Origin of the sequence: Lysinibacillus sp. CNPSo 3705 (assembly GCF_028674935.1) — a bacterium.
GTDB lineage: Bacteria > Bacillota > Bacilli > Bacillales_A > Planococcaceae > Lysinibacillus.
Window position 1 is genome coordinate 1 of record NZ_JAQZSD010000091.1, and the last position, 12973, is coordinate 12973.

The 12973-nt window shown below is 35.9% G+C and carries 12 protein-coding genes and 1 pseudogene; 10 read left to right on the forward strand and 3 right to left on the reverse strand.

The annotated features are described in order from the left end of the window. Positions 1-107 precede the first annotated feature (107 nt). From PVA17_RS22765 to PVA17_RS22775, 3 genes and pseudogenes are all read left to right on the forward strand, one after another. Entirely contained in the window at positions 108-581 is a 474-nt protein-coding gene (locus PVA17_RS22765; protein ID WP_274069068.1) for a sigma-70 family RNA polymerase sigma factor, read from the forward strand. Next, positions 582-1883, forward strand: coding sequence for a DUF4179 domain-containing protein (locus PVA17_RS22770; RefSeq protein ID WP_274069069.1), 1302 nt, complete (start codon positions 582-584; stop codon positions 1881-1883). It abuts the gene before it with no gap. Positions 1884-2009: 126 nt separating this feature from the next. After that, positions 2010-2869, forward strand: a pseudogene (locus PVA17_RS22775) (IS110 family transposase); the annotation flags it as partial. Positions 2870-3579: 710 nt separating this feature from the next. Here PVA17_RS22775 and PVA17_RS22780 read toward each other — a convergent pair. Then, positions 3580-5370, reverse strand: coding sequence for a helix-turn-helix transcriptional regulator (locus PVA17_RS22780; protein WP_274069070.1), 1791 nt, complete (start codon positions 5368-5370; stop codon positions 3580-3582). A gap of 198 nt (positions 5371-5568) precedes the next feature. Between PVA17_RS22780 and PVA17_RS22785 the strand changes: the two genes are divergently transcribed. From PVA17_RS22785 to PVA17_RS22810, 6 genes are all read left to right on the forward strand, one after another. Further along, positions 5569-6480: an ABC transporter ATP-binding protein gene (locus tag PVA17_RS22785; protein WP_274069071.1), complete on the forward strand. Its 912-nt coding sequence runs from the start codon at positions 5569-5571 to the stop codon at positions 6478-6480. Continuing rightward, a complete protein-coding gene (locus tag PVA17_RS22790) occupies positions 6477-7412 on the forward strand; it encodes an ABC transporter permease (RefSeq protein WP_274069072.1) in 936 nt (311 codons plus the stop codon). The genes PVA17_RS22785 and PVA17_RS22790 overlap by 4 nt, the downstream gene beginning before the upstream one ends. Before the next feature lie 73 nt (positions 7413-7485). After that, positions 7486-8193: a DUF4097 family beta strand repeat-containing protein gene (locus PVA17_RS22795; RefSeq protein WP_274069073.1), complete on the forward strand. Its 708-nt coding sequence runs from the start codon at positions 7486-7488 to the stop codon at positions 8191-8193. A 73-nt stretch (positions 8194-8266) separates the two neighbouring features. Then, positions 8267-8464 carry a hypothetical protein gene (locus tag PVA17_RS22800; RefSeq protein WP_274069074.1) on the forward strand — a complete coding sequence of 66 codons (198 nt, stop codon included), beginning with the start codon at positions 8267-8269 and terminating at the stop codon, positions 8462-8464. 888 nt (positions 8465-9352) lie between these two features. Beyond that, positions 9353-9724: a hypothetical protein gene (locus tag PVA17_RS22805; RefSeq protein WP_274069075.1), complete on the forward strand. Its 372-nt coding sequence runs from the start codon at positions 9353-9355 to the stop codon at positions 9722-9724. A gap of 380 nt (positions 9725-10104) precedes the next feature. After that, positions 10105-10323, forward strand: a complete 219-nt coding sequence (locus tag PVA17_RS22810) for a hypothetical protein (protein ID WP_274069076.1) — start codon at positions 10105-10107, stop codon at positions 10321-10323. Positions 10324-11061: 738 nt separating this feature from the next. Here the strand turns inward: PVA17_RS22810 and PVA17_RS22815 are convergent. Continuing rightward, positions 11062-11751, reverse strand: a complete 690-nt coding sequence (locus PVA17_RS22815; RefSeq protein WP_274069077.1) for a DUF554 domain-containing protein — start codon at positions 11749-11751, stop codon at positions 11062-11064. 2 nt (positions 11752-11753) lie between these two features. Then, on the reverse strand, positions 11754-12251 hold the full coding sequence (locus tag PVA17_RS22820) for a prolyl-tRNA synthetase associated domain-containing protein (protein WP_274069078.1): 498 nt from the start codon (positions 12249-12251) through the stop codon (positions 11754-11756). Between the two features lie 184 nt (positions 12252-12435). Here PVA17_RS22820 and PVA17_RS22825 point away from each other — a divergent pair. Beyond that, positions 12436-12973, forward strand: a 538-nt coding sequence (locus PVA17_RS22825; protein WP_274069079.1) for a LysR family transcriptional regulator, incomplete at its 3' end; no start/stop codon positions are given.

A 12973-nucleotide genomic window follows, 5' to 3' on the forward strand; every position in this document is an offset into this window, starting at 1 on the left:
GTAATTTTTAATATTAAAGCTACATTCTTTTTTTATGAAGAAACCTAAAATTAAAATGAACGATTTAGTCATTTCAACAGTCTAATGAGTAGAAAGGAGTGAGAAAGATGGATGAACAAGCTTTTTTATATTTACTTAAACAATATGAACAGACTATGTATCGAATGGCGTTTGCCTATTTAAAAAATGAGCATGATGCTATTGAAGCTGTACAAGAAGCTACTTATCGAAGCTTAAAAAAGAAACATACTTTAAAAGAATCGGCTTATTTTGGAACGTGGCTTGTGCGAATTTTACTAAATGTTTGTCATGATATGCGTAAGAAAAGTATGCGACTTCATTTGCAGGAAGATTTTGAAATTGGAGAAAATGTACATACCCACGACCGCTTTGAAATGACGGATATCATTACAAAACTACCGAAGGAGCAACAAGAGCTTATTTTTCTAAAATATTTTCATGACTATAGAAATCAAGATATTGCTGCCATTCAAAATATACCTGAAGGTACTGTGAAATCTAGATTGCATTCGGCATTGAAAAAGCTAAAACTTTATTTTCTAGAGAAAGGGGAATTGTAGATGAAGAAGGAAGAAAAGTATGACTATGATACATTTATCCGGGAATTAGCACAAATTCATGTTCCAAATGATCGACTAGCTACGGCACGTATGGAAAGTGTCCGTCGCTATCGAAAAGAAAACCGTAAACGTCTGCAAATATGGAAAGGCATGGCTCTAACCTGTGCACTTCTAATGATTTTTGTGGGATTTATCCGTTTATCCCCAGCTTTTGCTAGTGTCGTTAGTAATATTCCAGGGCTTTCACCACTTGTTCAGATGATTACGTATGATAAAGGTGTTGCTGATATTCTTGATAATCACTATTATGAGGAATTAGGGCAAACCCAAACCAAAAATGACTTATCGTTTACACTTCAGGGGGTAATTGCCGATGAAACAGGGATGATTTTACCCTATAAATTTTCTGCACCAATGGATCTTAGTGATTTAGTTACTGAGAAAATAGAGCTTCGATTAAACGGTGAAAAAGTAAATGCTCAAGTAGATTTTAACCTATATCGTAAGGAAAAAGTTTTTCAAATTGAAGACAATTTGATTGTTACATTCTTAGACCCAATAAATTATGAAAATGCCCAATTTGAATTATATATACAATTTGCTGATGAGAAACAAACTGAATTTACGTTTCCATTTGCACTTAAAAAGGAAATTGCGAAAGCAAAGATCTATGAATTGAATGAGAAAATGAGCTTCGAAGGACAGAATATTACGGTGAAGTCAGTCTCTATTTCACCAATTCGTACTGGTGTTACAATCGCACTTGACCCCAATAATGAGGAAAGAATTTTTGATATCGATGAAATACGTATTTTGGATGAAAAAGGGGAAGAATGGTCTGCAATCGATAGAGGTACAGTTGCTACAGGATCAGAGGAGGAAGGAATAACGTACTATATGCAAAGTAATTACTTTAGAGAGCCTAAGAAGTTAACGTTATCTATTGGCAAAGTAGTGATATTACGAAAAGAGCAGGATTATATAGATGTAGATTTTAATCAAAACAAAGTGATATCCAAGCCGCCATCTATTCCAGGGTTACAAGTTAAAGTAGAGAAACCAATGGTAACTTTAAATATACCAACCTCAAGTTATATACAAGGATTTAATGGTATTGCAAAAGATGCAAATGATTATTATATAGACGCACAAAGTGAAGAAATAAATAGTAATAATGACTATCTGACTGAGCAAATTGAAATATTGAATCTAAGTGGAGTTGCCAATCCAGTTCGCCTGTATTTTATAACAGATGTACTCTATTTAGAGGGAACTCAAAAAGTGGATATTCCCTTGAAATAGTCCATGGATGGCTAACGGGGTGCTTTTCTTGAAGATCAATTGAGTTGCATATGCAACTCTTTTTTATACTTGATTTATGAAATTAGGGAGGAGAAATAAAATGGGAATAAAATTCTCGTTGTTGGTATGGATATTGCCAAGCATATTCATTACGCATGCTTTGTCGATGAACGCGGGCGAGTAATAGAAAAAGCTTTTGCCGTACATCAATCGAAAGAAGGCTTCGAAAACTTGTATGAAAAGATTCTTCAAACGATGAAGGAAGCCAATAAAACTGAAGTAATAATAGGGATTGAGCCTACAGGTCACTACTGGATGAACTTAGCCTATTTCTTAGATCAATACGGAATCCCACTTGTCATGGTGAATCCAATGCACGTAAGACGTTCGAAAGAACTAGATGATAACTTACCGACAAAGCACGATAAAAAAGATGCACTAGTCATCGCTCGCTTATTAAAGGACGGACGTTTCAGCTATCCACGTATACTGAAAGACATTGAGGCTGAACTTCGTATTGGTTCTACTCTTCGTTCAAAATTGACGGAGGATTTGGCTAGTATTAAAAATCGAATCATTCGTTGGCTTGAACGCTACTTTCCAGAGTTTACTCAAGTCTTTCCTAATTTCGGGAAGATGGCACTTGCAACACTAGAAATGACGCCATTACCAAAAGATATTAAAGAGAAAACAGCTGAAGAGCTGGTCTTTCTTTACCGACAGGTAAAGGGAATGAGATCCCCACAGTTACCGAAAGCCAAGCTTCTTATCGAAGCCGCGAAAAACTCTATCGGACTGACAGAAGGAACACAGATGGCCCAACACGAAATCGCCACGCTCTTACGTCAGTATCGGTTATTAGAAACAGAAATTGAAACTGTAAATAATCATTAGCTGAAATGGCACAAACGACAATCGAATATGAAATACTGGCTTCAGTTCTAATTGTTCCATTTAAATACCTCCTATTATTGTTAAGTAACATTTTAGATGAAAAGGTTTCACTAAATAATGAATTTTTTTGTTTTTTCTTATATTTTGTAGAGAATTGCAATAAAGGACGATTAAACGACACTTTATCAAGGTGAATGTATGTTGAAAAAAATATTTTGACTAATCAGCACTCTCGGTGAAAAAGCTGTTGCGACAGCAACTGGAGTTTTTTTATTTTTGACGCCTTTGGTGTTTTTGTAGGTTTTGTAGTGTTTGTGTTAACTTTGTTATTTACTAAGTATGTGTCACTAAGTTCAATGTTGGCTAGTATTGCATTATTCATTTACAGTCTAATATTGAAGATAAAGTTACCATAGCACTTTCTTTACTAATAAGCGTATCAATAATCATTCTTCATCGACAAAATCTAAAAAGAATTCTAAATGGAACAGAGAACAAAATAGTCGAAAGATATTGAGTATTACTTGTTAAGCTAACGAAGGCTTTACTTGAAGAAAATTGGGTTGCGTATTTTATTAAAAGTCAAATTTGAGATTCAAGTATTTTTTATATAATGTGTAACATCATAATTGGGTATTTTTAAGCTGAACTAATTAAAATAATTAATTCAGCTTAACCTTTGATTAAAATTATATTTTAGAACATTTATGAAGTGGTACTACAAAAAGATGTGAATATTTGCCATAAATATCTTAACTTAACTATTTTGTCCGAAATTCCGACTTAATTTCCTCTTACTTTGTTAAGTTAGGCTCTCAATTTTTGCCTTTTCCACTGCTTCTTCACGGCTATCCACTTGCAATTTTAGGTAAATAGAGGAGATATAATTTCGTATCGTACCTTCCGACAAATGTAGTTTCTGTGCAATTTCCTTATTGCGAAGCCCTTCAGTCAAACACCAGAGAACTTCGATTTCTCGCTCGGTCAGCTCATACCGAGTTTGTACCTTATCTCCTGTCTTGTATTGAAACAATTGATGAGCTATATCTTGAGAGATCATTGTCCCCCCACTATATATGAGTCTAATGGTTGCGGCCAATTCCTTAGGATGTATCGATTTCAACATGTAGCCCTCTGCTCCGATACGAAGAGCTTCAGCCGCCAAGGAAACATCCTCTATTGTCGTAATCATAATAATCCGAATGTTTGGCCATGTCTCTTTAATAAACTTTGTGGCTTCGATGCCATCCATCTCAGGCATGTTGATGTCCATTAATACAATGTCGGGACGATCCTTCTCACATTCTTCGATAGCTCGCTTACCGTCTCCAACAACCCCCACTTCGAAATCCTGTTCTTCTCCTAACAGCAATCTAAGACTCTCACTGACCAAAGGTTGATCATCCGCCAACAAAATTTTGATTTTCTGGCCATCTTCATGAGATGGATTCGGAATCGTGCAGGTTACCACTGTGCCAGCATCCAGCTGCGAATGAATAAAGAGTTTGCCTTGTAATGGAGCTAAACGCTCCTTCATACCTGTCAAACCGAATCCATATTGGAGGTTATCTTCACCTCTGCCGTTATCCTGAACCTGTAACATCATCTGTGTGTGATCATATTGCAATAGAACTTGAATTGTACTGGCTTGCCCATGACGACTGGCGTTAGTTAGAGCCTCCTGCAGACAGCGATACAAGGTAAGCCTGACCTGCTTCATAACAGGGTAAGGCTCACCCATTGTACGAAATACAATACGAATCCCGGTATTCGTCTTGAATTCATCCATAATTTGAAGCAGCGCTCGATCCAACGGTAGCGCCTCCTCGATTGGATCCATCTGATGCACCTGACGGCGAATATCATCCAGTCCCTTTCTAGCCAACTTGAGCATTCCCTGCAGCTTGGCTTCCCCCTCTTTCGAATGAATATGAGACTTAAGTGTCTCCATCCCCAGAATCATAGAAGTAAAGGTATGACCAATCGTGTCATGCAGCTCACGTGCCATACGGTAACGTTCCTCCAACAGAGTCATTCTTTCAATCTGTGATGAATACTGTTCCAAAATCGTGTATTGCTCTTTTATCAACGAAAGCTTCTGCTTTATAGCATTAATCGCTAAGGCTCCTTTTTGCAACGCGTAACTTACCCCGTAGAAGATAAGCGCATCTATTATGCCTTGCCATATGACGGGATGTGACAACGATGAACTGAAAGAATCCCCTGCACTTAGAACAAACAATGTGACGGCGATAGGAATCGAGAACCAATGAGATAGTCTTCGGCTATAGAACGCAATCGTAAAAAGTGCCGGTGGAAACAGGCGTATTAGCCCAAAGTCATAAGCAAGGAATAATGATACTCCACCAGCAAACAAACACTCGGATATTAGGTATTGATAGTAGTGACCTTTCACAAATAAAAAGGGGATAAGATTACACAGTAAAAGAGGAACAAACACCAGCCAAAAAGAAAATGTTGGCTGATCCTGATACATAAAAATGATAACGGCGACTACCCATAGACAACGAATAGCAAGCATAGTCCAGTCCTGCCATGACCACCGATTTTTATTTTTAATTAGAAAACGCATATGTACAACTCCTTTAATCTTATTGGAAAGGGAAAAACAGTATGAACACGCCCAATTTCTTTGTCATATCAAGGTTATGACTTCTTGTCACTCGGCTTTATGACAATCTTTCTGCTAGTTTGAAGTTGGATGAGATACATCCCTAGAATACAGAAAAGTATATCTCATTCCAATTACTAATAAAAGGAGTGGTAGGAATTGTCGCTGCTACAAATTCGTGATCTCACGAAAAAAATAGGAAACAAGGTCATTGTCAATCAGGTAACGTTAAACATGGAAAAGGGAGAAATCCTGGGACTCCTCGGTCCGAACGGAGCAGGAAAAACATCAACGATTCGGATAATTGTCGGTCTAATGTCCAAATCAGGAGGCCAAGTACTTATTAACGGAACAGATGCTCATACCAACTTTGAACAAACTATGAAACATGTAGGCGTAATCGTGGAGAATCCGGATTTGTACAAATATTTATCCGGTTATGACAATTTAATTCATTTTTCACGCATGACTCCTGGTGTGACAAAAGTAAGAATTCAGGAAGTCGTTGCACTAGTTGGTTTGGAGCATAGTATCGGTGATAAAGTGGCGACCTACTCCCTAGGCATGCGTCAGCGCCTAGGCCTTGCCGTAGCTCTCGTTCATAAGCCTTCCCTGCTTATACTCGATGAACCTACCAACGGACTTGATCCTGCTGGTATCCGTGAACTGAGAGGTCACTTGAAGCATCTGGCTCAAAAAGAAGGTGTGGGAGTCCTAATCTCTAGCCACCTCATGTCCGAAATGGAGATGATGTGTGACCGGGTAGCTATTATGCAAAAAGGAAAATTGATTAATATTCACAAGATATCAGATATCTCAGAAGATGAACAAACACAAGTTCGATTTGAAGTCGACCGACCAGATCTAGCTGTACAAATCCTTCAAACGCTAATGTCCGGTGATGAAATTACGACAGATCAACGACATATACAAGTCAGCATCGCAAAGGCGCATATTCCGGAGATTAGCCGTAAGTTAATGGAAGCAGGAATTAACGTATTTGGTGTTCACACGGTCAAAAAAACTTTGGAAGACAAGTTTATAGAGATAACAGGAGGGGAAGACCATTGATTTCATTCATTCGTAATGAAAATATGAAGATTTATAAACGAAAGCGAACGTGGGTCATGATTGCAATCGCCTTATTGTACGTAGCGCTTCAAATCGTGAATTTGAAAACGGCTGGAAGTGGCGCTACCAACAACGATTGGAGAGCGCGGTTAGAACAAGAGAATGCGCAATTCCGCAAGGAAGCCACCAAGCCAGATGCTTTGAACATTGAAATCAAACAGGCCGAAAAACACATAGTGCTGAATCAGTACTATTTAAACAAAGGCATTCCACCTAGCACCAATGGATGGAGCTTTGCAGTGAGCCAAGTGCGGAATATCATTTTTGCGGTTTCCCTCATCTCCATTATTATCGCAGGCGAGATTGTTGCCGCTGAATTCGTATCTGGTACGATTAAGCTTCTATTGACCCGTTCGGCCAGTCGCACTAAAGTCTACATCTCCAAATATGCCGCCGCCATCTTGTTCGGGCTTATGTTATCAGTAGCTGGAATACTAACATCGATTTTCCTTGGTGGTTTCATATTTGGTTTCGATGGATTAGCAGACAGCTATTTCTATGTAAAGAACCAAGCTGTAGAAGAAGTTCCAATGCTGCAAGCTTTACTTGCGGGATATATGCTTAATATTCCATTCTTGCTCATCACGGTTACATTGGCATTTATGATCTCTGCCGCCTTTAGAAGTACAACCTTCTCCATTGTTATTTCCCTGCTCGTCTCGTTGACTGGATTTATTATTTCGATTGCAATGGACGGTTGGAGTTGGACGAAATACTTCGTTTTCTCTCATACTGACCTTACTCCGTACATATACGGAAATCCTTCTATTGATGGGGTAACATTGAGCTTTTCCCTCGTATTTATCGGGATTCATCTGGCGGTCATGTATTTGATATCATACCCTATATTTGTAAAACGTGATGTGGTCTGAGTGACAGCTTCAAGATTAAGCAACAAAATCGGAATTTTAGAACAACCTGTCTCTGCAAAAAAGGAGGATAAATATGAACATAATGAAGAAAATAAAGGGCGCTATGCTTGTAGTGTCATTGATGCTGATTGCTGCCTGCGGAGCGAAAGAAGAATCAACGGCGAAGAACCTGGAATTATCGTCAGTCGGTCTGACAAAGCTTGTCATTGACCATCGGAATGGTGAAATTCAGATTTCCGGGAGCTCCGATTCAGATAAGATCGAAGTTGTTGCTTTGGCCAAGGGCAAAGGGGTCAGCATGGATAAATTGGAGCTAAAGTTGGAAGCACAAAAAGATATGGCTTATTTAGATGCACGGTTTAGAGGGCAATTCCTTGCTATGGGATCAGGGTCAGTCGATCTGGAAATCAAAGTTCCGAAGCAACTTATGCTGGATATTAAGTCACACCGTGACGGCAATATCCAAGCTTCAGAGTTATCGTCTAGCGCCAAGATAGACAACATCAATGGCGATATTAAAGTATCGAACCTAATCGGCTCACTTGAAATTGATAATCGAGACGGTGACATCATCGCTCGTGATATCGGTTCAAATGTAGTTATTAATAATATCAATGGACATATTGCAGTTGATCAAGTAGGTGGCTCTGTAGAAATACAAGTGGGTGATGGTAGTCTGGATATCAACCATGTGGCGAAAGATGCGTCTATTTCGCAGTCAGGAAACGGAGAAGTTAAAATCGGTGAGGTAAAGGGAAAGACTCTTAAGAATAAAAAATAACATCGTAAGAAAACAAATTTAGTCCAGAAGAATAAAAAAAGATTCCTTCCCAAGTTGATAAAGGAGAAATTATTTGGAAAGAGGAATAAAGAACAAGAGAAAAGCATTGCATTACTTAACCTTAATATATTTAGGTATAAGTTCCTCGAAGTTTGCAAAAGCAATAAAAGAATTAAAAAGAAAAAATTATATAATTCAAGAAATAAACAAATTAGATGGGCGTGGTTTGTTAACGAATATTACACAAGAAGGGTTGGCGTATCCCAGTTAATGGACAATAGTCATAAATTTCTGTATGACGTAACTAAAAAATCTTTTTGAAAATGAGCAAGATGATCAGAAAACCAAAGATTATTCCAATGATGAATTAAATAGATTGTTAAATGATGAAGGAAGTAAGCCTGAAAATGCTTCTAGACAGTTTCCTAAGACTAGAACATATGTAGATGAAATCGGATAAAAAAACAATTTTAGAAAAAGGATCAAAACAATACCAAACAGATTTGGAAAAAATAATTCACACGGTTGTGTGTCCAGACTGTAAGTGTACAAGAGTAAATAGAATAGTACGTTCTTCAAAGATAAAAGGAAAATCAATCGCAGATTGTGTTCAAATGCCTATTGAGAATTAACGGGTTTTTGAAAGGAATTCGAAACCCTAAAGTTGAAATCGTCTTGTCAATCTAACAAATCGACTAGAAAGCATGGTTTCTGTCGGATTAGGGTATTTGAATATTGGGTGAAAAACATTCACTTTATCCGGAGGTGAATCACAAAGAATAAAAATGACCAAGCATCTTACCAGTGCTTTATCAGACGTTTTATTCATTTTTGATAAGCCAAGTGTGGAACTTCATTCAGTGGATCTTAATAGGGTTTCCACTAAGTATTCCCACTTGCACTTCCTTTCTTATTTAAACATTTTAAACATGGATAGTATGGGTGAAAAAGAAATAAAATTCGTTTTTTTAAGAAATATAATTGAGCTTCATACAATACTAAGTCCATTCATTGATTTATTATCAAATACTTGTTGTTGTGCCTCTGCATTTTAATGACTGGACACTAATTAGATTTATTAAAACCAATCGTTATTGTTCAAGAAAGTAAACTATGTCCGATATTAAAAGTGAATATATTACAAATTCAGGAGGGCATAATGAATATTCAATTGGGAAGTTCTAATTACCTTAGCACCCAAAAAAAAGATAGCTCTAATCGTTTATCAGATGATTTGTTTTTAGATAAAGATAAAAAGTCCAAAGCAACATATGAAATCAGAAAAGAGAGCGGTTATATACGTCATTATGTAACAAAAGCAAATGGCGAAAAAGTCATGATTAAAGAAACAAAGATACCAAAATCTCAAGAAAATGAACAGAGTTCTAGCGATATAAAGGATATGATCACCGACATGCTTATGAATCAACTAACAAAAGTTTTGGATAAAGAACAATTCGATAAGTTTTCTAAAACAGGATTATCAGGTCAAAAAGAAAAACAGATTGAAAAATATGCTACAAGTATTTAATTTGAATGAGGTTGATTTAGTTCCCGAAGCGTAGTTTAATACCTTAGCGTTGTAAACCCGCATTTTTTCTGGCCCCCATAATACTTACAGAGCTCAGCCTAGATACGTGTGCAACAAACTACCAAACGGAGGGAAGTTGAAAACCGGAGAGAAGAATAGACATCTCTCAAGGACTCATGGATTTATATGACAATTACTTGTACGGAGTGCTTGATGAATATAATTCAGACAATAACTTTGTGTTTTGTGAAGATTTGGGGGAAGAATGCCGGGGAGCCCCCCTTGCATATTATGATGTCTATGCAGCCTTCAAAGAGGTTGAGAAGAAAACAGGGAGTAGACACAAACAAAGGCTCAGTTATGGTTAACAGGAGGATAAAATGGGAAAATTATCAACACAATTTCTAAAAGCTTGGCTAGCCATCCCCAGATGGTTCAGGATATTTATTTTAAGTGCTATTACCATATATATTTTATGGTCTTATTTTATTAATGGTCTAAAAAATATTTTCAAACTAGACACAACATCACTAATCATAAGTCTAGTAGCATCTGGAATTATATTATTAATTTTCAAAAAGAATTCAGAAAAGAAATAATATTTAGTGTTTGCATCTAAGCAAGAGGTGCTTTTTACAAAATAGCCGAGTAGGATATGTGGGAAATCCTCAAGGATGTACCCCTTTTTTTGCAGAAGATAAGTTAGATTTTATCAGTGGGTTTGTTGAGTTTGCATCAAGGGAGTTACTTCATCATTTAAGAATGCAAACAAAAAAAGAGAGTGAATTATACTTGTCATAAGGATATAAGTTCAACAAGAAAGTACTAAGAAAATAGTCGAACTTTTATCTAAAGAGCCTTACTACAATATGATTTGTAGCGAGGCTCTTATATTTTTAGATCAGAATTAAATAACTTTATTATCACTTTACAGCACAGTTGTCACCACTTCGATATCCAGGAGGAAAGAGTAAACTTGTTCAGTATTTGTTCTCACATATACTTAATTTTATTTTAGGCAAGATTATACTTAAAAAGTAAGCGTTTAATCAAATAACGCATTATGACGTAAATCATAAATTTATGTTAATGACTCCACCAAGTGTTGTACCACCATACATAGTAGCGTTGGCCAAGCCGGAAGCCGTACCACGAGCTGTTGTTGTTAAACTCTGCAAGGAGCTCATAAAAACAGGGAATATAAACCCACCAAAATATAAAAAATAAACTTATCTTTGCTACAAATAGATTCGGAATGAAACGAAGGCCGATATAAAAAGGATTAAGATTACTAATGATTTTGAATAAAATTTTCTATAAAGTTGTGGATTCTCTACCTAAAAGAAATCAATAGTATTATAAATTAAAATGGGCAAAAAAGGTGCTATGATAAAATTCGCTATTTTCACATTTGTTATTTGAAGCATATTTAATGAAATACCTATTATTAGAATTGAACCGATGCAGGAAATATCGTTAATTATGGTGACTTCTAAAAATTGTGAAATAACATTTGCCGATAATGTGAGAACTGATTGATAGATAAAAGCAATAACTGCAGAAAAACAGCAGCCTATTCCTAAAGTGGTTGCCATTACAAAAACGACCACTCCATCAATTAAAGATTTTGCGTAAAAGGTATCAAAGTTCCCCTGCATTCCACTTTCCATAGATCCAACTATAGACATTGCTCCAACACAAACAAAGATTGTGCTATTCATAAATCCTTGGGCTATTTTATGATTTTTATTATTGATTTTTTCTTCAATTATAATTGCTATTTGATTAAATCTTTTGTCAATATCTAAAAATTCACCTATTATTGCTCCAATACTTATGGATAAAATAATTACTAAAATATCACTACCAGTCTTTAAACCACTAATTCCAATATACAAAACACAATACCCTAAACCAGACATTAAGGTGTTACTCATTTTTTTTGAAATCCCTTTTTTAAATAGGCTCCCTATAAGACTTCCAAATAACACACTTAAAGAATTTACAATAACTCCTGTTAAAATCATATCTAGTCACCAAGCTCAATGTATGAGATTTTATTACTATAATCTTGGATTACTGACACTAAGTCTTTTAATTGAATCCAAACAGTAGCTGTGTTTTCATTTGGATGAATCCCAATAGTCTGGAATTTTGCAAGTTTTTTATCAAATATTACTTCTACAATATTAGATGTATCATGAAAAATCCCAAAAGGGGTGACCGATCCTTTTTTTAGTCCTAGATATTTCTGTAAGTCATTTTCTGATGCGAAACTAAGGGGACGGCTTTGTAATTGATTTTGTAAATCTTTCAAATTTATTCTCCTGTCTTTTTCTACTGTTACTAAAAAATAACGCTTCTTTTTATCATCACGGAGAAATAGATTTTTTACAATTTGACTTATTCCTTCAATTTGTAAATTATTCATGTCATTGATTGTGTGTACCGCAGCATGATTTGAAATTTTATAAGAAATCCCCTTTTCATCTAATATATTGTATACTAGTTGTTGATTTTGACTCATATCTCCATCCTCCATATTGTTTTATCAATTAATGTTACTTAAAATTAACAGTAAATATTAATTTTATAATACAAAATAGAAAGGTATTTGAAAAACGACATTATTTCATAAGAGACATGACGATTTCTCATGTAGGGAGAGGATTCAGATAGATACAAAGAAATACAAAGTATTACTTCGAGCGATTGATTGTGGAAGCTTAACTAAAGCTGGTGAAGAATTAGGTTACACACAATCAGGAGTTAGTCACATGATAAGAAATCTAGAAAAAGAAATGGGATTTAACATACTGTTTCGCCACCGTACAGGTGTTATTCCTACTGAAGCTGGAAAGAGAATTATTCCAATTCTTCGGGAACTCGTAAAATGGGAGGAGCAACTTTCCCAGGTGAGTTCATCGATTAGCGGAATGGAGGTTGGATATATCTGCATAGGCACTTTAACTAGTATGTCTGTTAACTGGCTACCATTAATAATTAAAGATTTTCAACATGATTATCCAAATATACGTATAACCTTAAAAGAAGGAGGAAATCAAGAGATATTAAAATTGCTAGAGGAAGGAAAAATTGATTTTGGTTTTTGTATTCGTCCTTCTAATACAGATATGGACTGGTTTCCATTAAAAGAGGACTGTTTGATGGCAGTATTACCAAAAGATAATATAAATCATAAAAAAGATGTTTTTTATCATTCTGATTTTATGAACTATCCATTTATAC